The organism is Moorena sp. SIO4A5, from assembly GCF_010672005.1.
Classification (GTDB): Bacteria; Cyanobacteriota; Cyanobacteriia; order Cyanobacteriales; family Coleofasciculaceae; genus Moorena.
The window spans coordinates 52721-77198 of record NZ_JAAHHZ010000001.1; the positions used below are offsets into that span (position 1 = coordinate 52721).

Here is a 24478-nt window from a genome sequence, read left to right on the forward strand (position 1 = left end):
TCGTGGCTACCAAAACTTTTACATCAAGGTAACTACTTGTTAACATTGTCGCAGAGATGGCGATCGCTCTCGTCAACATTGGGGTTATTCTCTAGATAGTCACGCACCCAATTGCAACCGCGTACGAGCAAATCATCCAGGTTTAAATTCCACAGAATCACCTTTCCGTTACGACTAGTCCAGACAAGGCTATTGCCATCAGGACTGAAATCTACTATAATCTGTTCGTGATCTGTATACCCTTTCAGGGTACTCAGCAAAGCGCCGTTTCTTTCCCAGAGTTTTACCGTACCATCCCTACTAGCGGAGGCAATCATCTGCCCATCGGGGCTAAAGGCTACGCTATTGACGTCATCATCATGTCCTTGGAGGTCGCGCACAAAGGTTCCGTCTGGCTTCAAGAGACTGAGTTTAGGCTCACTACTTCCTAAGGCAATCATCTGACCATCGGGGCTGAACGCTACGCTTCTAACTCCATAGCCATATGCTGGCAGGGTGGTTACAGGGGTGCCGTCTAGCTGTTGAAGCAAACCTTGACCCCACCCAGCTGAAGCAATAATCATCTGACTATCCGGGCTAAATACTATATAACTTACATACCCTTCGAGATTACGTATAAAGCTACCGTCTGGCTTCCAGAGCTGAATAACACCACTCCCCGCTGAAGCAATCATTTCGCCATTAGGGCTGAACACTACACTATCGACAGAATCCCTATGTCCTTTCAGGGTGCGTATTAAAGTCCCGTCTGGTTTCCACAGCTTTACCATTTTGTCGCTACTCGCCGAGGCAATCATTTCGCCATTAGGGCTGAAGACTACACTATTGACAGAATCGCTATGTCCTTTCAGGGTGCGTATTAAAGTCCCGTCCGGTTTCCACAGCTTTATCGTTTTGTCCCGGCCTGCTGAGGCAATCATTTCGCCATTAGGGCTGAATGCTACGCTATTGACAGTATCCCTATGTGCTTTGATAATACCTTCTTTAGTGTTGTCCAGCTTCCAAAGTTTGACAGTAGTGTCTGTGCTTGCCGAGGCCAGGGTCTTACTATCTGGGCTGAATGCTAGGCTGGTGACAGAAGACCTATGTCCATAGAGGGTGCGCTCCAAGCTGCCGTCCATTTTCCAGAGTTTTACCGTTGTGTCCCAGCTTGCTGAGGCAATCATTTCACCGTTAGGGCTGAATGCTACGCTATAAACCCCATCGTTATGTCCAACGAGGGTACGTATTAAAGTCCCATCTGGTTTCCACAGCTTTACCGTGTTGTCGAAGCTTGCTGAGGCGAGGGTGTTGCTATCTGGGCTGAATGCGACTTTCAAGAGACCACGGTTATGTCCTTCAAGGGTGCGTATTAAAGTCCCGTCTGGTTTCCACAGCTTTACCGTTTTGTCGCGACTCGCCGAAGCAATCATTTCGCCATTAGGACTGAAAACTACACTATAGACTATATCGCTATGTCCTTTCAGGGTGCGTATTAAGGTTCCATCTGCTTTCCAAAGTTGTACTGTACCGTCAGCACGAGCCACGGCAATTCTCTTTTGATCGGGGCTGAATACTACACTATTAACAACAATATAAGGCAAAACGTTCGAAGGCCGAAAATTAGCATCTTTGAGAGTTTGTAGCAAGGTGCCATCAAGCCTCCTGATTTCGATATTGTTCGTATTGTCCGAACTTACCGACCAGGTAAGAAACTTACCCTCTTGGGTAGTGAAAACCATTCCCCGCTGTTTTGAGTTGGCTTCTAAGATACCATTTCTGTTCCAAACTTTGACTGTAGTATCTCCACTCGTGGCAGCAATCCGCTCACCATTAGGACTGAAAACTACGCTCATCACCCGACTGCTATGTTCTTCCAATCGGTTGCTTTCTCTTATACCATGCACCGCCTGTAGTAGTGTTGCTCTTACTTGATTTTGTAGCTGATTTTTTGGCTTGAATAACAGCAAAAGTGGTTGCTGTAGTGACTTTGCTGCCCTTAAACTATCGACCAAGGCTTGTAACTGGTTCGAGGGCAAGTTGGCTTCTGAGGCTTCTTGAGAAGCCCTAACTTGACCTATCAGCGCCTCCCTTTGAGCAATCAAAGATAAAATGGTCAACCCGCTCAATCCCAGCATTACGCCCAATGCAATTCCCCAATTCCTTTGGGTATTTCGCCGTCTTCGCTTAACACTTCGTAGTACAAATTCCGCTTCTACTTGGTTTAACCAATTGTTATCAGGAGATTTGAGTACCTCCTTATTCAATACATCCAAATAGGGGTTCGCATTCCAAAGAAATCTGGTTTTTCCGTGATCATTCCACTCTAAGGCGGATGGAGTTAAACGACGTTGTAATTCCAGATTTTTCTCTTGTTGAACCCAATGCCGTAGCTTTTGCCAACCCCGTACTAAAGCATCATGGGCTGGTTCTACATAAAGATTCCGTACAGTATCTTCTCCTTTCACCAATAACCGTGCATTGGTAAAGCGCTCAATTACTTCCTTCACTAAACCATTTTTCTGAGGCGGATATTCTAGTTCTGATAAAAGTACGCGCCTACGGGCTAACTCACCCCCAGTCAGGGCAACCATCCGCAACATTACATGACGGATAACTTGGTCATAAGCGGGATTTTCTTTAACTAGCGCCTGATATTCCTGATCAGCCCTTTGAGTTAGCGATCGCATTACTCCCCCCAATTCAATATAATCGGCTTGAGTCAACGCCCGGTCAATAGTGATGCCTCTATATTGTGCCTCCCGTTGTCGCCTTAAGTATTTCAGATAAAGTTCGCTCAAGGCAAAAGACAGCAGTGGTAAGCATCCCGGCATATCCGCCACTTCATTAATCAATTCTTCTACAAGTTTGTGGGGCTGAAAATACATCACCCGTGCTTCTGCGGGTTTCTGAATCGCTTCGCCCAGTTCAGCTCGCGTCATCGCTGGTACAATAAATCGTCCCCAGTTAAGTTCTTCGCCGACAAACTTTAAGCCAGCATCCCTGACTTGGGGTTCAAAGTCAGAACGTAGGGATAGTACTACCCGTAATTTATCCCCATGGGCATTTATGGCTGTGAGTATCTGTTGGAAAAATTCCTGACGCTCATCTAAGTTTTGACAGAGTGTAATAATTTCTTCGCTTTGGTCAATAAACAGTAATAACTTAGAGTTGGGGTTATTTTTCGCCCAAACATCAATGCTCATTGCCAGGTTCTGCTCTGGGTTTTGTCGCTCTACCCTTGGTAACTTAGCATTACATAGCACATTATTTAACGGTTGCAAGGGAGTCTCACCAGGACGGATGGGTGACAAAATACACCATTTCTCAGTATTATCTTGCCGTAGTTTGGGAATTAATCCGGCTTTTACCAAGCTAGACTTACCGGAACCGGAAGCACCCAACACCACTGTCAAGGGATTAGCTTTGACAAAATCTTCTAACTTTTCTACTAGTAATGTTCTACCGAAAAACAGTGAACTGTGTTTCTCGTCAAAGGAGTTTAAACCGCGATAGGGATTTTGTGAGAGATCTAAAGGTGGTGCGGGGGGTAAATTAAGTTCATGTCCGGGAGAAAGAAAGATATATTCTCCCTTATCGTGCTTATTTAAACACCAAATACCAGGGGTTTGTCGTAGATGGCATTTTTCTGTGGGTATTTCGACTCGATTCCGTAAATGTAAATATAATTCGGTGGCTGTAATTACCCCATCTCCAGCGGGTTTGCCATTCGTAGCTGGAGGAATTATATCTGCTGCACCTTCGAGGGCTTCTAATAATGCTGCCGCAAAAGGGGAATGATTGCCGACTTGACCGCGTACGCTATCTAAATAAAAGTTATCGAGGGCTTTTTGGTCCGAGGCTGAGGACGTAATGATTTGCCAGGCTGGGTCAGTAATAAAACGGTCGTATCGTTCTTGGTGAATTACTTCTGGCGATGTTAGTAAATCCCTGGTGCTTGACCATTTAAAAGCACCAGCAAAACAGCAGTCGAGGATACCCAAGAAATGACGACAGGGTAATTTAATTAAAGCATCGTGTAACTTGGTCATGGGCAGATAACTATTAGTATCCCCTAAGGATGCATCTTGAGGAATTAAGTAACCAGCCGGACCATCATCCCCATTGAGGGCGACTCCATGACCAGCGAAGTAAAAGAATAAGCGGTCATTTTCAGTGACAAGTTCTGGTAAGGTATGAAATAAAAATTTGTGGAAGTTAGACAGAGTTGCCACTTCGTCTAGGCATTCCCAGACTTCGTAATCATGCTTCTCGCGGAGAATTTCCACTAGTTTTTTGGCATCGTTTACGGCGGTGTTCAGGGGAGAAATGCCGTTGGTGTAGTTATTGATACCGATGATAAAGGCGAGATTGCGGGAGAACATATAGCGTTGGGTGCATCTCATATTTGTAAAAAAGAAGGGGCGGGGGCGCGGGGAGTGTGGGGCCCGGGCGCGGGAATTTTATTATAATTTTTGCCTAATTTCAAAAGCGAGATGCACCCTATAGCCTTTCCTGTAGGAGATGTAAACTAGGCAGAAGTGTTGATTCTTAGAACTTAGAACTAAAAAAAAGCACCAAATTGTGTTATATAGCGGTTTTCAATTGGGTAAGGTACAGATTCCTGGGTTTTAGGGAACAGGGAACAGGGAACAGAGAAGAGGGAAGAGGGAAAAAATCCTGTGTACCTCATAGTTATGAAAAACGCTTTAATTAGTTCTATAATGATTTAAAAAAAGTTTCCAAAATTTGTAAAGGATATCTTAAAATCTCTCCCAAGACCGCGCTGCATCGCTTGTCGAAAATTCTCCCCATCTCCCCATCTCCCCATCTTCCCCCTCTCCCCACACTCTTACCCCTGTTCCCTAGGCAACACTTCTGCCTATTACCAATTACCATGCTTCATTGATAAATTGAACAAAATTGTTGGCTTCTCTAGGGCTGATACTAATAAAAATAACCAGATAAATAATTAGCATCAGGCTTAATGTATTGAATTCTTTCATTTCTAATTTCCTCAGACTACTTACTGATTGACTTAGTGATTGACTTAGTGATTGAAGGTATAATAGTAAGGATTCCTAAGTATTCAGCTATCAACAGCTGATAGCTGGCAAGGGTAGCTTTTCAACTAGCCCGTTAGCCCTAGGCTGAATCCTGACATTGCTGTCGTTTAGAACTCTTCAACTTCCTCTAGTTTCGTCGCTTTTTCAGGTTTTAACAGTACCCTTGTGGGTACTCTTAATCCTGGAACTCTCAGCTTTAGGACTGTGATTCGTCACAATCCCCATATCTACCCAAAGCTGGATAATCAGCTACACAGGATTTTTTCCCTATTCCCTATTCCCTGTTCCCTATTCCCTATTCCCTATTCCCTATTCCCTATTCCCTGTTCCCTGTTGTCTATTCCCTATTCCCTATTCCCTATTCCCTATTCCCGATTCCCGATTCCCGAACCCAATTGATAACTGCTATATTGGGTGGCACCGGTGCCTACAGGATTGAACTGACTATCTGCCTAGCTCATAACTCCCTTTGATTGTGCGGTCGTTTTCTTTTGTCTGTTAGTCTTGTTACCTTTTTATCTGTTCACAAATTTTTCACTCTACCCTGATAGGATGTCGTACTGGTAGTTAATTGTAATAGAGGTAATAACCTCTATTGTTGTTCACGTGTTATTCAGGGCTGATTGACTGACAAAACTCCTACAAACTATGGTATCTGCTATCCCGCTAGGGGGTCCCCTAGTTCATGTAGGGTTGGCAGTGTACCAGACAGATAATCAAGCTTGCAAAGGGCGTTGCTAGGCACTGCCCACCCTACCATTAATGACTAGCTAATAACTCAAGTTCATGTAGGGTTGGCAGTGTACCAGACAGATAATCAAGCTTGCAAAGGGCGTTGCTAGGCACTGCCCACCCTACCATTAATGACTAGGGGGTAAAACCCCTACCTAGTTCATGTAGGGTTGGCAGTGTACCAGACAGATAATCAAGCTTGCAAAGGGCGTTGGTAGGCACTGCCCACCCTACCATTAATCACTACGATTAATAACTACCTAATAACTCAAGTCTGTTAAAACGGACTAGAGATAAAGGGTTGTAGTCGGTTGAAACCGACGTTAGCTATGAGCCGTGGACTTAAATCCATGGCGGGTTTGATAGCAAAGCCCAAGATTTTTGAGTAAACCAGTATTCAAAGACAGACTACGCCAGACTCAAACCTCATCTTTATATGCCCAAAAACCGGGATTTTGGGGATTGGTCAATAACATCTAAATCGGTAGCTCCTGAGTAGTTTGTAGCTACCTAATAATTGAAGTAGCAATGGATAAGCCAATGGAAATTTTCAAGCAACGTCAGCAGCCAAAAAAAAACAATTCTCAAAGTGCTAATTTTTACTACTTTAGAGGAATTAGCCATCTAGTGGTGGGCAGATTTCAAGCAGCCATTCTGGAATTGAATGAAGCCATTGAGATTGACCCCAACCATGCTGCTGCCTATGACAACCGTGGCATATGCCTTCGAGAATTAGGAAAGCATCAAGAAGCCCTAGCAAATTTTCAAAAATCAGCTGCAATTTATCAAAAACAGGGTAAAAATGATGATTATCAGAAAATAATAGCCAAAATTCACCACCTTTACTCACGGTGATTCACTTAAGCCAGTGCAGTAGGCAAAAGTTAACTACAGCTGCGCTTTCCGCTTCAGGACTGACACAAAACTGGGCACTAAGCGCTACAAGCAGTAGGGTACGTTAATAGCGCACCCTACAGATATGGTTACTACGGAAGTCCTGAATTCTTACTCTCGCCTTTTTCATAAATTTTCAGAAAGCAGCTGATTAACTAGTGGGTTTTTCAAAGACCATGCACGATTGGCGAGGCTCGCCAACGGCATCCATTGATTAACTCATTTAACAATCATTTGTCAAATATTATTTTTATTTTTCCAAAGTTAATTGGAAATTGAATAATGACCAATGTTGGATTATTACTTGAAACAAAAGCACCCAGTCATGCAACTTGGTAAAATTCTGCTTCGTAAACGACTTATTTCTCCAAGTCAACTCAATAGAGCCCTTGAAATCCAGTCTTTAACTGGGATAAAATTGGGATAAATTTTGGTAACTAAAGGATTGATTGAATCTCAAGATTTGGACCAAGCACTTTTGGAACAATATTGGCGAATAAATGGGTTTTGGGTCATTGACTAGTACTCCTGGGCAAAATTCAAAATTCAAAATTATTCTGGGTTTTGATAGCTTTGAATGGGATCTTAGGATTAGCAGAGATTAGCTATTACCAGCAAGAGGAGCAATTTATCGGCTCCGTTTAATCATCCACCATACTTTATCCGTTACTACATCCGTTACTACATCCGTTACTATAGCAATTGCTGAGTTCACTGCTCCCTAAAACCGAGAGATTTATGACCGAATTTAAAACCGCTATATAACCATAGTTATAATTATTTAAATTGTCATAATTCATAATATCAAATTTGAAATGAGAGTAATATTTTGCGATAGCGTCTTTGACCATAAACTGATAGAACCTGATTACGAATAAGAGATGAAAGCTGCCCAATTAGCTGGCTTCATAACTTCCCTATTCAGCTTTGAAGACTTGACTGATGGCAAAGTAGGTCGTGCATTAAGGTATGTGGAAAATGCGGAAGTTGAGGAATTGGCTATTTATCGTGGATGGATGTTAACGCCTTCATCCTATGGGTTACTTTATCATGGACTTTTAAAAAAGAATATCAAACTGGTCAATACTCCAGCAGAATTTAAATATTGTCACTATTTACCTGAGTATTATCCAAAAATAAAGGCTTTAACTCCAAAATCGAATTGGACAGTGGGTCAGGAAATGAATAATTTTTAAGTAATTAATTCCCTGTTCGATGAGTTTGGTAACTCTCCTATTATTGTCAAGGATTATGTGAAATCAGAAAAGCACAACTGGCATGAAGCCTGCTTTATTCCAGATGCATCCAATAAAGAGAACGTGAAGAAGATAGTAGAAAGGTTCATAGAGCTGCGAGGTTCGGCCTTGAATGAAGGGCTGGTTTTCAGAAAATTTGAACAGCTGGAATTTTTAACGGAACATTCTAAAAGTGGTATGCCATTGACAAAAGAGTACAGACTATTATTCCTTTTTGGTAAATTGGTAAAAATGTTTAATTATTGGGATGAAGGTGACTATGGTGATACCATAACCGATTTCACGCCTTTTATTGATGTTGCCAAAGCAATAGATAGTAATTTTTTAACGATGGATATTGCCAAGAAGAATAATTATGAGTGGATTATTATAGAACTTGGTGATGGTCAAACAGCTGGGCTACCGGATAATGCCAACAAGGAGGAATTTTATATGGAATTAAACAAAAACATACGCCAGCATGTTTAATGCCCAACTGTAAGCTATAAATCAGGAGATCAATATGTATTGATTACTGAACCGGAACGGTTGGTAAATTAGGTGAAGCCATTTAGTGATAAAATTCCCCTAACGCGATCTCAAGACATAACAAGAAAGCTGAATATGGGAGCAGGAAAGCCGGTGCTCACCCTCACCGCAGGTTGGGCTAGGGCAATGTCAATCACCCTGGGTGGGGTAACCCTAGCCATGTCGGGAAACTGTGTTTTAGCCGACTATGCCTTGGCGGACATTGTTCCAGATCTGACATTGGGTTCAGAAGGGTCTGTGGTGATACCTAATACCACCGTCCGAGGAGAAATCGGGGATGTGATCGAAGGTGGCGCAACACGAGGTGCTAACCTATTCCACAGTTTTCAGGAATTTAATGTTGGGGAACTGCAACGGGTTTATTTTGCTAATCCCTCTGGGATCGAGAATATTCTAACCAGGGTAACTGGGGGGAATCTATCCAATATTCTAGGGACTTTGGGAGTAGATGGACCAGCAAATCTGTTTTTGCTCAATCCCAATGGCATTGTGTTTGGCTCCCAGGCAAAATTAGATGTAGCTGGTTCGTTTTTTGCGTCTACTGCTAATAGCTTGGTATTTGGTGATGGGCTGGAGTTTAGTGCCACATCCCCACAAGCCCCGCCACTGTTAACGATTAATATTACTCCAGGATTGCAGTATGGTAAATATGACCCCAGGACAACAATTACAAATGCTGGGAATTTAGCTGCTGGAAAAGACTTGACCCTAGCAGCAGGCAATCTCGATTTACAGGGTCAACTGGATGCTGGTAGGAATTTGACTCTGTTGGCAGAAGATACAGTCAACATCACCGATAGTGTAGCGCAACCGTTTAAAGCGTACTCTGGTGGTTCGCTACTGATTCAGGGAAATCAGTTAATTACTATTGCAGCAAAGAACCATTCCGATAGTGGTTTATTGGCTGGGTTGGATTTACGGTTGCGCTCTGCTAATCCCATCACCGGAGATACTAACTATACCGTTGGCGGAAATATCATCATTGAGCAGTTGGATGGTAACCCAGGAAATTTCATCAGTCCCAATGATCCCATTATTCTGGCCAATGGGGATGTCAGTTTAGGAAACTATACCGGAGCATCACTGCATATTTTGGCAGGAGGTAGTGTTACCGTTGGTGACATCGAAATTAACTCTACCGATACCGGGGATAATGCGATTAGCCCTAGTAACTCCAATCCGTTTTTGGCTAGTCTGGCTAATGTCACCTTGTCGGACGAAGCGAGAACCTCTGTAGTGATTGATGGCAGTAAGCGACCTACTTTAGATATCCGTGCTGGCATAGATTGGACATTACTCGGCGGTTTTCCAGGAAATACCGATAGTGGTAACCTTGCGCCTAACTTTGGCAGTGCTGCTACTAGTGCAAATATCGAAATTGGTGAGGTCTCGATTAATGCTCCCAATGGACTGGTATTGTTAACGAATCAGTATCAACCTAACCCATCCTTAGTTAGTGACACCCTTAAAATTAGTTCGCTTCTGACTGGTGATGGTACGGATAAAAATAACTTCAAGACATTGAATAGCCAGAGGTTTTCAGGAAATGGTGGCTCGGTCTTGATTGATTATCGTGGGGGGATTGACATAAGCGATCGCATTGATGCGTCTTCCGCTTCTGGGCAAGCAGGGGATATTACTGTGATTACAAATGGTCAACTATCCCTTGAAAGTGACAAAAGTTTCATTATTAGCAATACCTTTGGCACCGAAAAAGCTGGGGATATTACTATCGATACTGGGTCACTCTTTGCCACAGGCGGTGCTCAAATCGAAACCAGTACCTTTGGTCAAGCAGATGCTGGGAAAATTACCATTGTTGCTGATGATACAGTAACCTTTGACGGATTCGCACTACAGCCAGAGGATCGGGACATATCTGATCGAGCAACGGGTCCAGTCAATATTATCAGAGAAGGGGCTGAAGGTAACAGTGGTGGTATTTCGATTACCACAGGTTCCTTGTTTATAACTGGTGGGGCTCAACTCCAAGTCAGAGTTGGAGATCGACAGACCAATGACGAATCCAATGACAAATCCGTTGGTAACTCGGGGGATATTGAAATTTTTGCCCGTGATACAGTTTCCTTTGGCCCCGGGCAGACCGAATTTGGTGGTACTGCCGTCACTAGTATCGAGAAGCAAGGTGAGGGTAAGGCTGGTGATATTAATATTAAGGCAAGGTCGGTTTCTTTAACTGTTGGTTCACTGCAATCTAACACCCTAGGTAAAGGGGATGCGGGTAACGTAGAAATTATCGCTACAGAGACAGTCACCTTCGACAAAAGTCCTAATTCTATTCTCAGTAGGGTTAACCCAGAGGGTAAGGGCAATGGCGGCGATGTTCACATAGAAACTGGGTCACTTTTCCTCACCAATGGTTCTCGTATTATTTCTGAGACACGAGGCACAGGAAATGGCGGTAACGTCACAATTAAGGCACGGGATCAGGTGATTTTCGATGGGGTAGGGACTGAAGATGATCCTCTGTGTGATGATATATGTCCCAATGGTGTGTTCAGTAGTGTCTCATCAAAAGCGATGGGAAATGGTGGAAACATAGATATCTCAACTAATCAGCTAATACTGCGAGGTACCGGCAAGATTTCTGCTGAGGCTTTTAAGAATCAGAATTTCCCACAAGTCAAGGGCGGCAACATCGATATTGAGACCGAATTACTGATTGCCTTTCCCCCAACTCCTCCTGATGGTAGCGATATCCTTACCAAAGCTCCAACGGGTCAAGGGGGTGATATCACAATCGATGCCTTCACCATTTTGGGTGATATTGAAGAGCGCCCAGCCACTGATGGCAATAGCACCAATGATGTAGATGCCACTGGTAGTATAAACGGTAATGTAACTCTCAACATCACCAATGACTTCCTGGAGCGCGAGCCAAACAGCTTACCCACGGAACCGGGCAAAGCTCAATTTTACCAGCGCTGTCAACCAGGTAATAGCTCTGGCAGTAGGTTTATCAATACTGGACGTGGCGGCATACCCCCTCGCCCAGGTGAAATCAGCAGCAATACCCTTTGGGAAGATATACGCCGTCCCACTGCCCGTGGACGGTATCGCTCCCGTACGGCATTGGTGAAGCCCCCCGTTAAGCCCCCCACTACCCCTAAGCCAAAACGGATTATAGAAGCTCAAGGCTTGATGATTGATGCTGATGGCAATATCTTTCTGACTGCTTATCCCACTACCGTGACACCGGATGGGTCTTGGCGGCTGTCTGGAGAGTGTGGGCACAGGTAGTGTGGGGAGATGGGGAGTGTGGGGAGATGGGGAGAATTGAGGTAAATTTTAAATTCAATGTTCACAACTCCGACTCCCTACTCCCTACTCCCTACTCCCTACTCCCTACTCCCTACTCCCTACTCCCTACTCCCTACTCCCTACTCCCTAATAATAATAAGGATTTTTCGGTTCAGGAATTTTCTTAATCCCACTGGCTTCAATCACCAGCTGGCGTCTATCATCCAAGGTTTCAGTAATCATTTGACCTTCAACCTCGATCCAGGTATCGGAGGGATAATCATTACGGTTTTCATTAATTTTTACTGGCAAACCCAAAGGATAAGCGTCAGCAGCACAACAGGTAATCACAAACCGGGAAATTAAGAGATGGTCTGGAGGGAGATTAGGAGCAATTACTACAAAACCATCCACTTTTACCTTTTGACCGGTATAGGCATCTGGTTCAGGATAAACATTCAAAAGCTTGATCCATTCAATTAGGGTGCGCTTTTCAGGATTGCTAGCACTGCGAAAGGATTGCGGTTGCGATCGCGTTATGGTGGGGGAGTCGGCTATACCCCGGTGTAGGGCGGTTTGGCTAGTAAATGCCTTGGGTGTCACGATTAAACCAACCATTGCCGTAGCGATTAGGAAGCCACTACTCCAACTAGGGGGAAATAAAGTTGTATGTTGAACAGCTGGTCTAGTTACTGCCTTACCTAATCGGTGTTTACGCTCTAACTTCAGGAGTTGGGATAACCTCAACCCTGATATTAACAATAAAATTACACCAGTGATAACTACCAAGCTAAAGTAATTGGGATGAATTAATAAGCTTAACTCACCAGTTAGCCAGGATTTCAACAATAAAACTCCCCATAAAGCTAATGCAATTACTTCTAAAAGAGGAATTGACCAGTTTCTCCTGTAAGCACTTTTTCTGGACAAACGCCCTGAATGGTTAGATGGATTCATCATTAACAAGTCAATGGATTGTAGGAATATTTAAAATTTAATCTAGGGAGTAGGGAGCAGGGAGCAGGGAGCAGGGAGTAGGGAGCAGGGAGCAGGGAGCAGGGAGCAGGGAGCAGGGAGCGGGGAGCAGGGAGTAGTGCTAAGACTTTGGGGATAGTATAAAGACATGTTGGGAAATGTTTACTACTGGATTCAACACTTATTTAAAAATTATTGATCACCCTTAATACTTAATAATGAATTGTTCATAATTAACAAATAATCAGGCAATAGGATTTTTTACTGTTCCCTACTCCCTACTCCCTACTCCCTACTCCCTACTCCCTACTCCCTACTCCCTACTCCCTACTCCCTACTCCCTACTCCCTACTCCCTACTCCCTACTCCCTACTCCCTACTCCCTAACTCACATACAAATTAAGAAACAAAGTCAATAAAAATGTTAATTGCCCTGCTATTAGAAATAGGTAAATGATTGACTTGGTTTTAAATACAGATAACAGTAAACCGATGGCTTTGATGTCAATCATTGGTCCGAAGATTAGAAATGCTAACAACGAGCCACTGGTGAAGGTTGAGGCAAAGGCGAGGGCAAAAAATGCATCGACGGTGGAACAGATGGATACTACAGCGGCCAATAGCATCATGGCCAAAATAGACATCACTGGTCCTTGACCGAGGCTAATGATAATATCACGGGGGATAACGACTTGAATGATGGCTGCGATCGCACTACCTAAAACTAGGATTGAGCCTAGCTCCCGAAACTCTTGTATAGCATTTTCGACAAAGAGCTGTAGTCGATCAGATAAGGGTTTAGTATTTATGTTCTGGCTAACGGGTGTGTTTAAGACATTAGCGTCTAAGGGCAAAGGTGTACCAGATTGACCGAGTAAATATGAGCCTGATTGTAGTAATGCTGGCTTATCCTCAGCAAATTTCCTTGGTCTAGAGCGAAACACTGCTCGTTGCAGTAGGGGGCCTAAGTCTTTCTGAGTACTGAAGACACAGCCGATAAAGATGGAAATACTTAAGGAAAATAAAATTCGCAATACCCAGATTTCCGGCTGGTCTCGAAAGGCTACCCAAGTTGACCAAATTACTACAGGATTGATGGTTGGGGCTGCGAGCAAAAACCCAATTGCTACTGGTGCTGGTGCTCCCTGGCTCAGCAACCGCCTAGCCACTGGCACATTACCACACTCACACACTGGGAACAAAAAGCCGACACAACTACCAAAAACTGCTCCTAGAAAGGGGTGGCGAGGCATACTAGCAATTAGCTTGCGCTCATCCACAAAAAACAGCAATAAGCTGGAGAGAATAACCCCCAGTAGCAAAAAAGGTGTTGCTTCAACCAACAAACTCAAGAATAGGGTGAAGGCGTTGTTGAGCTGATTCATGCATTTTCCTATTTATGCTTGAGCAACGTGTTAAGCAAGAGAAAAATCAAAGGTCAAAGGTCAAACACTAGTCTAGGGCAAGGCTTTTGGCTACCAGCGATAGGCAAATTTAATCGGGAATACCTTACCTGATACCAGATGATTCTTTTCTTTTCTAGCATAGAGGCTAGCTGTTTCCCCGTAGGGTGGCGCTTAGCTACACTTCATGAGAGGGTTGGGAATAGGTGACAGTGTTACTATCCTTGTTACTATCCTGATGAAAGGGTAAGCCAATGTCTGACCTAAGCAAAATAGTATACCCTAATCTTGACCTATTCCTCTACGATCTACGGGAAGGTCTAGGGCAAGACCCGGAAATTATTGATCACAACCGTGAACGATTCTGGCAAAGAATCTATGGTCATCCCGAGGGTGATGAATCAGACCTGATCCTAGAGCCCACCTTACTGGCTAAGCTCAAACAGGCAGAACGCTCAGAATCTAGGTTGGTGGAACTATTGGGTGCTGATGTGGTCAAGCATTTCGAGCGTCCTTTGGAAGGCTACTACTACCCTATCCAAATTGGTAACACTTACGCCCTTCAGGTCAACTGTTCCGGAGTTTATGCTGATGGTATCAGACAATCCAACCATTCCCCCCAACCCATTACAAATATTAAGAAAATCCAAGGGGAAATTCTTGCCCACATCAATCACCAACCTGGAGCAATTGGTCAAACTTGGATCATGTGGGGTCAACTGTGTGACCGTGATCAAGACCCGACACAAATTGCCCTAGAATGCTACAAGCAACTGGTGTCTCAATCCGACTGGTCAAGAGACTTCCAAGCCCAAGGCAAAGTGCTAGGGGGGACTTTATTTGAATTTTGGCGTCCTCCCGCCGATTGGTCAGAGCCAGAAGCGATCAAGCACAACCATCATTTGTTAATCTGGTTGTTTCCCAAAAAGCGGTCTATTGATTCTATCATCGACACCATTACTGGCATTTATATAGACTTAATTTACCTATTGTATTATCGTAACAAAATTCTTTGGGCTTATGGTGAAATTAACAGACCACTAGCAGAACTTAAAGCTGATCTAGTCTCAGTTAAAAGTACTATTGATCAGATCAGTATGTTACCCCAAAATACAGTAAAATTAAGGGAAATACTAAGCAATAATCTCAACCTATTGTCTCGTTATGCTACTAATTTAGGGAGGCTGGATTCCCAAACCCAAACCATTAAAACCAATATCGAAGATTACCAACAACGATTGATTAAATTAAAACAGGTTTATCAACGGAGTGATTGGCACATTCTGGGAGAGTTTAGGGATTTAGCAGCTAGCCAATATCTGCAACAATTGGAGATGGAGCATGGCAGATTAAAGTCTGGTTTAACCTTACTAGAAAATCTAATTCGGACAGTAGATGGCATGACCCAAACTTACCAAACTCAGAGTAATCGCAGCTTACACCAAAGCATTGCTCTGGCTGGTGTGGGAGTAGCAACCAGTAGCATTACCGCTACTGTCCTAGTTAAACAACAACCCCCTGATAATAATAGTATCTTTATAGTAACACCAGCTTTTGCCTGGAGTATTCTCACTGGTGCGATCGCTACTCTGGTAATGTGGATAATTTTACGGTTATTTAGTCGTTAAGGGAATAGGGAACAGGGAGTAGGGAGTAGGGAGTAGGGAGTAGGGAAATGGGGAGATGGGGAGATGGGGAGATGGGGAGATGGGGAGATGGGGAGTCGGGAGTCGGGAGTCGGGAGTCGGGAGTCGGGAGTCGGGAGTCGGGGTAATAAAATTGAATGTAGCTGATCAGCTTAAAAAACGTTATATAAATTATTAAAAATAAGGGTTAATTATAACTGTTTCATTTCAATCAAAATGCCTTGTTTAATACGTTTTGTATTAAACAAAAAACCTTGAAATAAGAGTCAATAATAATTGCTAAAAATTTTAAATTACTAAGCTAAATCATTCCCGATTCCCGATTCCCGATTCCCGATTCCCGATTCCCGATTACCTGTTACCTACTCCCTACTCCCTACTCCCTACTCCCTTTCCTTTATGTACTTAAAAAAATCCCAAACTGTTTTATTATTGCTGCTGTGGATTACGATTGGGGCTTTGCTGCGCTTTGCTGGTCTAGGAGTTTTACCTCCTTGGACTGATGAATGTGCGACAACAGTATTTAGCCTGGGTAACAGTTTTTACTCGTTACCTCTGAATCAGTTTATGGGAGTAGAAACCCTATTAAGCCCACTGAAACCATCTCCTGAGGGTGGCATTAGTAATGTTATTCATTATTTATTAACGGAAAGTACCCATCCGCCAGTTTATTTTGCTCTGACCCATCTGTGGCTGAAACTATTCCGATTAGAGGATGGTATGGTTTCCATTTGGGCAGTGCGATCGCTTTCTGCTTTATTGGGAGTAATCTCGATTCCTGCTATCTTTTGCCTAGGTCGGCTGGCCTTTCGCTCACTATTGGTAGGTCACATAGCAGCAGCAATGATGGCTGTCTCTCCTTTCGGGATTTTCCTAGCTCAACAGGCTCGTCATTATACTCTGGCTATTTTGCTGGTGATAGCATCTCTGGGTTGCTTGGTGAAAGCGGTAGAGTTAATCGACCGTGGTGAACGGTTGCCCAGTTGGCTAGGGTTAGGGTGGGTGGGAGTGAATAGTCTGGGGATTGCTACCCATTATTTCTTTATCCTGACTTTAGGTGCGGAAGCGATCGCATTATTGGGACAAGCTTGGCGAGAAACTCAGCAAGACCGACTAGCTTTCATCAAACCTTACTGGTGGCGGATTTATGGAGTAGCTATGGGTTCCTTAGCGGGATGTTTAGTGTGGATACCGGCCTTACAAGCCATTCATGATAGTCCCCCTACCCAATGGATTTATAGCCAAAATGCGATCGCACGATGGATTGAACCCATAGGACGATTCTTACTATGGCTGTTCAGTATGGTGTTACTGCTACCTTCTTCTTTCTATGACCTATCCCTAGAAATTATTATTGTTTCCGGTATAGTTACGTTAATCCTGGTGATTTGGATAGTATCCCATCTCCGCTATGGACTGAAATTGCAGCAACTCGATCACCATAACCGTTTCGCTTTCACAATCCTAAGGGAGTATGTCTTAGCAGCAATTGGGTTATGTTTAGTCTTGACCTGGGGTTTCGGTATAGATTTAAGCACAGCCCCTCGTTTTCACTTCGTCTACTTTCCAGCAGTGATCCTCTTGGTGGCAGCAAGCTTAGGTGGTTGTTGGAATCAGATAGTGGGGAATAGGGAACAGGGAATAGGGAACAGGGAGCAGGGAGCAGGGAGCAGGGAGCAGGGAACAGGGAGCAGGAACCCTCTTGATCAGGGGGGGAAAGAATACCGAAGTCTTAATCAGGAGCGGACAGAGCTGGGATCCCCCCTAACCCCCCTTAATAAGGGGGGGAAAGACCTTAATAAGGGGGGGAAAGAGGAGGGAGTAGGGAGCAGGGAGCAGGGAGCAGGGAGCAGGGAGCAGGGAAATGGAACAAAATCCGATGTACCTGATCGGGATGACAAAGGGTATACAGCAAATTCCGCCCCCCTAACCCCCCAATTCTGGGGGGAATTAGCGGATGCTTCGCTTTTTGACAGATGGGGATTTAGGGGGCTTGCAGCTAAAGGCAGTGAGGTCAATTCATCTGAAAAAGGCTATAAGTCTTACTTTGGCAGAAGGATAGTTGTAGCGGTATGGTTGATTGGGCTGTTGGGTGGATTAGTGACAGTCTCGAATCTTGGTTATCTTCAAAACGAGCGCCCGGATCTATTAGTGTCTATTGTTAAGGAAGCAAGTGAAGCACCGGTTGCGATCGCAACGACCTACAAACACCATGGACAGACCGGGCGGATGATGGGATTAGCTTGGGGATTGAAAGGTATGGTTGTTGCTAATGGTTCTAATGATAATTCCAGGGATTTTCCCCAATTTTTCTTAGTAGATCGTGACCGGAATAGTTCCAGTTACGAGGATTCTGTCCAACAATTACAACAACAATTAAAGGAATTGCCACGACCACTAGACTTATGGTTAGTCAATTTCCGTACTAAAGTTGACCTAGACTCTCAGCAATGCTTTCGAGAAAAGCGCTCTCGAAAGTGGGCTGGTCAATACAGTTATAAGCTTTATCGATGTGTTGGGGAAAGCTGAACATAGGGGTTTCAGTTAGGTGAGGTAGATTTTTTAGGGAGCAGGGAGCAGGGAGCAGGGAGCAGGGGTAATAAAATTTAATGTACCTCATTTTTTTAGGGAAAGTGCTATAACTAGCATACAGCGGTTTGCCATTCAGTTAGGTATAAAGTTCTGGGTTTTTAGGGAGCAGGGAGCAGGGAGTAGGGAGCAGTGAAGAGGGAAGTCATAAGACGGAAAACAATCCTGTGCACCTGATAGTTATGCAAACCGCCGTAAACACTATACTCTATAAATAAGTTTATAAATGTCAAACATTAATAATTTTAAAGACTTAATAATTTGGCAAAAAGGCATGGATATAGCCGAAAAGTGTTATTTATTAACTAAATTTTTTCCTAAAGATGAATTATACGGCATGGTTCAACAAATTAGGAGAGCTGCGGTATCTATTCCGGCTAATATAGCAGAAGGATATGGGAGAAGGTCAACCGCTGAGTACGTCAGATTTCTTAATATTGCCCAAGGCTCAATTAACGAATTAGAAACACATATTATTTTATCTTCTAGAGTAGGCTTATCTAAGCAAACAGATATAGAAGTAATTGTTTCTTTACTTAAAGAAGAAAGTCGAATGATTATTGCTCTTATTAAAAAGCTAGAACAATGACTTCTGTTTCTCCTTCCCTGCTCCCTGCTCCCTGCTCCCTGCTCCCTGCTCCCTGCTCCCTAAAACCCAAAAAATTGTACTTTACTAGCTTAAAAACCGCTATACCATGGATAAAGATACTAAATTTGCTTTACTAGTAATTGCGATTCCCCTGTGTGGATTAATTTATTGTGGCTCAGCAATAGCAGTGATGGTTTACAGCGAATATGTCAGAGAACATCCCCTGACATTTGGTACCCTTTTCCTACTAATTCCCTTCGCTACCGGAGCATTCATTTGGCTGAGAGCTTCCGCTAAAGCTTATCAAGGAAAGGGAATAGGGAACAGGGAACAGGGAACAGGGAGTAGGGAGTAGGGAGTAGGGAAATGGCATCAACAATTCTCACAATTCCTCAACTGATTACTATACCCTACTGAAAGACCAAGGGCGAACAAAATTCAACCTTAATAACCTTGGCCAAAAGGCCACGCTACGCGAACAACATCCTAATCTTAAACCTTCAACATCCTAACCTTCAACCTTCAACATCCTAACCTTCAACCTTCAACATCCTAACCTTCAACCTTCAACATCCTAACCTTCAACCTTCAACCTCATAACCTTAAACCTTAAACATCCTAACTTTAAACCTTAAACATCCTAACTTTAAACCTTAAACATCCTAACCTTCAACCTTAAACATCCTAACCTTCAACCTTAAACATCCTAACCTTCAACCTTCAACATTCTAACCTTCAACCTTCCCAAAAAAAATAGCCGCAGAAATCTTTTCCACGGCTAGAGGTTTTGATGATGACTACAATTTTTCAACCAAACCTAAACACAATCCCATGTGATGAGACCTAATGTTTCGGCCAGGGGGGTTACCCCCCCTAAATTAGTTTAATCGATAATCAGGTATTTGGTCATCATCGTGATGAATTCCCCTGAGATGCCAGTGGGCTGAAGGGGGCTCCACTCGGAGATTTCCGCGTAACGCAGCGCATATAGGGTATGCATGGTCTTCATTATGGCTTTACGTGATCCTTTTAAAATGTGCTTAACTGGGTATTTTTTTTGAGAAGGTTCCTGAGGAGTATTAGCGGGAGTAATCTCTTCAGGATTGTTGTTTTCGTTTGGGATAAACTCTTCAGTCATCGTTAAAACCTTTGTTTGAAGTTTATACTATAATAATAACGATTATAAATTGGTTTGTCAAGGAATTTTATAATTTATTTTCTGAGGGTATATTGAAATAAATTGTACAGAATTAATAATTTAGAATCGGGAATCGGGAACAGAGGGGAAATTTTGAAATGGAATCGCGTAGCGTCTCTTTCAGAGAATCGCATTTTTTTGAGAAGTAATTTTATCGAGAACTACGGAAACAGTAAATCGGTAAAGTAATGAATTGTGATAATTTTTATTCCCTGTTCCCTACTCCCTACTCCCTACTCCCTACTCCCTACTCCCTACTCCCTACTCCCTACTCCCGATATTTCCCTGTGTTAAACTAAATCGAGATTGGGTTTCAAGCATCTACTGGTTAATACTATATAATTAACTGGAGGCTAATCCTTGAGTAAATTAACGGACTTGATAAAAATCTCAAGCCACCAGGACTCATTTGCCAAGGCAGATGTGGTGTTTGTTCACGGGCTGGGAGGGAATGGGATAAGCACGTGGCATCCTAAGGAAAAACGGGATGATTATGACTTCTGGCCAGTTTGGTTAGGAAACGATCAGCTAGGTCTTAATATCTGGTCTTTTGGGTATAACGCTGAAGGGACAAACTGGAAAAGCAACAGCAGTATGCCCCTTTTCGATCAAGCCAGTAATTTATTAGATTGGTTAAATATCCACGATCTTGGCAAGCGTCCATTAGTATTTATTACTCATAGTCTGGGCGGGCTTTTAGTCAAGAAAATGCTTAACAGTGCGTTGACCTTTCAAAAGCAAGCTATTCTTGAGAAGACTACAGGGATTGTATTTCTGGGTACTCCCCACACTGGTGCTAATCTAGCTAATTTAATTGATAATATTAGCGTTTTGTCACGAACCACCGTAACTGTGGAGGAACTAAAAGCTCATCACCCTCAGTTACGGGAATTAAATGAGTGGTATCGAGAAAATGTTCGGAGTTTAGGAATTGCTACAAAGGTCTATTATGAAACCCAGCCTTTCAAAGGAATTTTAGTGGTAGACCCAGATAGTGCTAACCCAGGCATTGAAAAAGTGAAGCCGGTTGCTATAGCAAAGAACCATATTGACCTATGCAAACCAGAGTCTCAAAACAGTCAGGTCTATCTTGGTGTCAGGAAATTTATTGAGGAATGCCTCAAAACTCCTGTGCGCCTAAGGGATGACAGCAACGGAACAGTTTATTTTGGCGAGATTCGTATTCATGAGCATTAGCTGGAGTCGTCCGACCGGGAACGGACAAAGTTAAATCCCCCCAGTAACATTACTAATCGTGGCACTCCTCACTTTGTCGGGAGACAAGATAAACTTGAACAGCTCCATCAGGAACTTCAACAGAGCGATCAATTAATGATTTGTGCCATTGCCGGAATGGGCGGTTTGGGCAAAACCGAATTAGCTCTACAATATGCACTGAGATATCAGGATAAGTATCGTGGTGGTTTGTGCTGGTTGCAAGTGCGCCGTGCAGATCTTGGCACTCAACTTGTTAGTTTTGGGCGTAGGGACTTAGGATTAACCATTCCAGATGAACTAGAGTTCAACGACCAGGTAAGATACTGCTGGAGAAATTGGCCAGAAGGAACAGTATTAATCGTGCTGGATGATGTTCTTTCTTTCGGCAATGACTATAAACAGAGAATTGAACCCTACTTACCTCCAGCCCAATCCCGCTTCAAGGTACTGGTCACCAGCCGTCAGCGTCCAGGAGCTTCTTACCGACGAATTGACTTGGATGTATTATCCCCAGAGGCAGCATTAGAATTATTCCGTAGCCTTGTTGGAAAAGAGCGCATTGACAAAGAACTAACAGAAGCAGAAGCCTTATGTGAATGGTTGGGTTATTTGCCCTTGGGTTTGGAATTAGTAGGACGATATTTAGATCTATATCCGAGTTCCACTATTGCTAAAGTTCAGAAACATTTAGAGCAAGAGAAATTAGCAGCTAAGGCGTTACTTTATCCAACAGAACAAGGGAAGATGACAGCCCCGTTGGATGTAGCAACAGCATTGGATTTATCGTGGAATGATTTACCACCAAAAGCCCAGCAGTTAGGATGTAATCTGAGTCTGTTTGCTCCTGCTCCTTTTGAGTGGTCACTGGTAGAGGCTTGTATTATCCAAGCTCAAGATCAGGAGGAATGGGGAAAAGCACAAGAAGAATTAGAAGAATTATGCGATCGCTTTCTAGTCAATCCTAATATGTTGGCATTGACTGAAAATAAAACCTATCGACTCCATCCACTAATTCGGGAATTCTTCCAGACCAAGCTCGCTCAATTACCAGAGGCTGATTCCTACAAGCAAAGCTTTTGTCAGGCAATGGCGGCTAAGGCAAAAGAAATTCCCAAGACACCAACTCGTGATCAGATTGCAGCAGTGACACCCGCCATCCCCCATTTAGCCGAAGCTGCCACAGTCTTCACTAATTGGATCAGGGATGAAGATTTACTATCACTCTTTACTGGCTTAGGAAGATTCTATGAAGGTCAAGGTAGCTATAACCAGGCTGAACGGTGGTGGGAGCTATGTTTAGACATAACCATAAGCCGCCTGGGTGAGAAACATCCCGATGTGGGCACCAGTCTCAACCATCTAGCAGAAATCTACTTTAATCAGGGGCGATACGATCAGGCTCAGTCCCTCTATGTCAAAGCATTGGAGCTCAGAAAAGAGTTACTGGGTGAAGAGCATCCTGATGTGGCCGAAACTTTCAACGACCTGGCAGTATTCCTCGAAGATCAGGGGCTGTTCGATCGCTCAGAATCCTTTTTCCTCAAGGCATTGGAGATAAGAAAGACACTGCTCAGTGAAGACCATCCTGATCTAGTCCTAAGTCTAAATAATTTGGGAAGAGTCTATGGGATTCAGGAGCGCTACGATCAGGCAAAATCCCTCTTAGATCAGGCATTGGAGATGACAAAAAAGTTGTTGAGTGAAGACCATCCTTATAAAATATATATTCTCAACAACTTAGGAGCACTCTACTCTGCCCAGGGGGACTACCATCAGGCAGAAGATTTCTATCATAAGGCATTGGAGATCGCAAGGCACCGCCTGAGTGAAAAACATCCTCATGTAGCTCACATTCTCAATAACCTAGCAAATCTCTACAATATTCAGGGGCAGTACGATCAGGCCGAACCCCTATTGCTGCAAGCATTGGATATTATAAAACCCTGCCTAGGTAAAAAATATCCTCATGTAGCTCACATTCTCAATGGCCTGGGTAACCTCTACAATCTTCAGGGGCAGTACGATCAGGCTGAAACCTTCTATCAGCAGGCATTGAAGATTAGACAGCACTGGTTGGGTGAACAACATCCCCATATAGCCGAGAGTCTCAACAGGCTGGCTGACCTCTACTATAGTCAGGAGCAATACGATCAGGCTGAAACCTTCTATCAGCAGGCATTGAAGATTAGACAGCACTGGTTGGGTGAACAACATCCCCATATAGCTGAGAGTCTCAACAGGCTGGCTGACCTCTACTATAGTCAGGAGCAATACGATCAGGCTGAAACCTTCTATATGCAAGCATTGGAGATGAGAAAGGGCTGCTTAGGTCAACAACATCCCCATATAGCTGAGAGTCTCAATAGGCTGGCTAACCTCTACTATAGTCAGGAGCAATACGATCAGGCCGAACCTCTCTATCAGCAGGCATTGGACATGAACAAGAAGTTGCTGGGTCGCAAGCATATCTATGTAGCCCACATTCTCAATAACCTAGCAAATCTCTACAATATTCAGGGGCAGTACGATCAGGCAAAACCTCTATATATCGAGGCATTGGATATGAAAAAGCAGTTGCTCGGTAAGAACCATCCAGATTTAGTCGTCAGTCTCAATAACCTGGCAAATTTCTACTATAGTCAGGAGCAATACGATCAGGCTGAAACCTTCTATATGCAAGCATTGGAGATGAGAAAGGGCTGCTTAGGTGAACAACATCCCCATATAGCTGATAGTCTCAACAGGCTGGCTGACCTCTACTATAGTCAGGAGCAATACGATCAGGCTGAAACCTTCTATATGCAAGCATTGGAGATGAGAAAGGGCTGCTTAGGTGAACAACATCCCCATATAGCTGATAGTCTCAATAACCTGGCAAATTTCTACTATAGTCAGGAGCAGTACAATCAGGCAGAACCTCTATATATCGAGGCATTGGAGATTGCAGAGCGGAAGTTAGGGTCAAATCATCCTAAAACGGTAACCTTTCGTGATAATCTGGAAAGGTTGCGTGATATCCGTAATAATCCCTAATTTTTGAATTATTTTAGGAAAAAATTGGCTATTTTGTGTGATTTATTCCTAAAACTGATCAGTTATCAAAAGAAATTATAATTCACAGGAAGCGATTGACCTTGGCCTTTA

At 43.4% G+C, this 24478-nt stretch carries 18 protein-coding genes; 12 read left to right on the top strand and 6 right to left on the bottom strand.

Features of this window, described 5'->3' with window-relative positions:
• Positions 1-32: 32 nt before the first annotated feature.
• Both F6K57_RS00270 and F6K57_RS00275 read right to left on the bottom strand, forming a co-directional pair.
• Complete coding sequence (locus tag F6K57_RS00270) at positions 33-4385, bottom strand: caspase family protein (protein ID WP_293037756.1); 4353 nt, start codon at positions 4383-4385, stop codon at positions 33-35.
• A 158-nt stretch (positions 4386-4543) separates the two neighbouring features.
• Entirely contained in the window at positions 4544-4672 is a 129-nt protein-coding gene (locus F6K57_RS00275) for a hypothetical protein (protein WP_293037752.1), read from the bottom strand.
• Positions 4673-5210: 538 nt separating this feature from the next.
• On the opposite strand from F6K57_RS00275, the gene F6K57_RS00280 reads away from it, so the two are divergent.
• The 6 genes from F6K57_RS00280 (at position 5211) to F6K57_RS00305 (ending at position 11904) form a co-directional block, all read left to right on the top strand.
• Complete coding sequence (locus tag F6K57_RS00280; RefSeq protein ID WP_293037747.1) at positions 5211-5444, top strand: hypothetical protein; 234 nt, start codon at positions 5211-5213, stop codon at positions 5442-5444.
• 873 nt (positions 5445-6317) lie between these two features.
• The gene (locus F6K57_RS00285) at positions 6318-6632 is read left to right on the top strand and encodes a tetratricopeptide repeat protein (RefSeq protein WP_293037744.1); all 315 of its coding nucleotides are present in this window, start codon (positions 6318-6320) and stop codon (positions 6630-6632) included.
• A gap of 920 nt (positions 6633-7552) precedes the next feature.
• Complete coding sequence (locus tag F6K57_RS00290; protein ID WP_293037735.1) at positions 7553-7867, top strand: hypothetical protein; 315 nt, start codon at positions 7553-7555, stop codon at positions 7865-7867.
• A gap of 12 nt (positions 7868-7879) precedes the next feature.
• Positions 7880-8395, top strand: coding sequence for an ATP-grasp domain-containing protein (locus tag F6K57_RS00295; protein WP_293037808.1), 516 nt, complete (start codon positions 7880-7882; stop codon positions 8393-8395).
• 72 nt (positions 8396-8467) lie between these two features.
• Positions 8468-11716, top strand: coding sequence for a filamentous hemagglutinin N-terminal domain-containing protein (locus F6K57_RS00300; protein ID WP_293037729.1), 3249 nt, complete (start codon positions 8468-8470; stop codon positions 11714-11716).
• Positions 11717-11742: 26 nt separating this feature from the next.
• Positions 11743-11904 carry a hypothetical protein gene (locus F6K57_RS00305; protein WP_293063847.1) on the top strand — a complete coding sequence of 54 codons (162 nt, stop codon included), beginning with the start codon at positions 11743-11745 and terminating at the stop codon, positions 11902-11904.
• Here F6K57_RS00305 and F6K57_RS00310 read toward each other — a convergent pair.
• The 3 genes from F6K57_RS00310 to F6K57_RS00320 all read right to left on the bottom strand — a co-directional run bounded on the left by F6K57_RS00310 (position 11864) and on the right by F6K57_RS00320 (position 14076).
• The gene (locus tag F6K57_RS00310; RefSeq protein ID WP_364300551.1) at positions 11864-12562 is read right to left on the bottom strand and encodes a TIGR03943 family protein; all 699 of its coding nucleotides are present in this window, start codon (positions 12560-12562) and stop codon (positions 11864-11866) included. The two genes, F6K57_RS00305 and F6K57_RS00310, sit on opposite strands and share 41 nt — an antisense overlap.
• Positions 12563-12715: 153 nt before the next feature.
• On the bottom strand, positions 12716-12841 hold the full coding sequence (locus tag F6K57_RS00315; RefSeq protein WP_293063849.1) for a hypothetical protein: 126 nt from the start codon (positions 12839-12841) through the stop codon (positions 12716-12718).
• A 233-nt stretch (positions 12842-13074) separates the two neighbouring features.
• Entirely contained in the window at positions 13075-14076 is a 1002-nt protein-coding gene (locus F6K57_RS00320) for a permease (protein ID WP_293018236.1), read from the bottom strand.
• A gap of 272 nt (positions 14077-14348) precedes the next feature.
• Here F6K57_RS00320 and F6K57_RS00325 point away from each other — a divergent pair, with 272 nt between their 5' ends.
• The 4 genes from F6K57_RS00325 to F6K57_RS00340 all read left to right on the top strand — a co-directional run bounded on the left by F6K57_RS00325 (position 14349) and on the right by F6K57_RS00340 (position 19055).
• Entirely contained in the window at positions 14349-15722 is a 1374-nt protein-coding gene (locus F6K57_RS00325; RefSeq protein WP_293037719.1) for a hypothetical protein, read from the top strand.
• Positions 15723-16139: 417 nt separating this feature from the next.
• The gene (locus tag F6K57_RS00330) at positions 16140-18269 is read left to right on the top strand and encodes a glycosyltransferase family 39 protein (RefSeq protein WP_293063851.1); all 2130 of its coding nucleotides are present in this window, start codon (positions 16140-16142) and stop codon (positions 18267-18269) included.
• Positions 18270-18555: 286 nt separating this feature from the next.
• Positions 18556-18918 carry a four helix bundle protein gene (locus F6K57_RS00335; RefSeq protein WP_293018231.1) on the top strand — a complete coding sequence of 121 codons (363 nt, stop codon included), beginning with the start codon at positions 18556-18558 and terminating at the stop codon, positions 18916-18918.
• Positions 18915-19055, top strand: coding sequence for a hypothetical protein (locus F6K57_RS00340; protein WP_293018229.1), 141 nt, complete (start codon positions 18915-18917; stop codon positions 19053-19055). The genes F6K57_RS00335 and F6K57_RS00340 overlap by 4 nt, the downstream gene beginning before the upstream one ends.
• 746 nt (positions 19056-19801) lie before the next feature.
• On the opposite strand, the gene F6K57_RS00345 is transcribed toward F6K57_RS00340, so the two are convergent.
• Entirely contained in the window at positions 19802-20056 is a 255-nt protein-coding gene (locus tag F6K57_RS00345; protein WP_075897588.1) for a hypothetical protein, read from the bottom strand.
• A gap of 420 nt (positions 20057-20476) precedes the next feature.
• Between F6K57_RS00345 and F6K57_RS00350 the strand changes: the two genes are divergently transcribed.
• Together F6K57_RS00350 and F6K57_RS00355 are read left to right on the top strand one after the other, a co-directional pair.
• The gene (locus tag F6K57_RS00350) at positions 20477-21313 is read left to right on the top strand and encodes a hypothetical protein (RefSeq protein WP_293063854.1); all 837 of its coding nucleotides are present in this window, start codon (positions 20477-20479) and stop codon (positions 21311-21313) included.
• A gap of 48 nt (positions 21314-21361) precedes the next feature.
• Positions 21362-24367, top strand: a complete 3006-nt coding sequence (locus tag F6K57_RS00355) for a tetratricopeptide repeat protein (RefSeq protein ID WP_293064137.1) — start codon at positions 21362-21364, stop codon at positions 24365-24367.
• Positions 24368-24478: the final 111 nt, after the last annotated feature.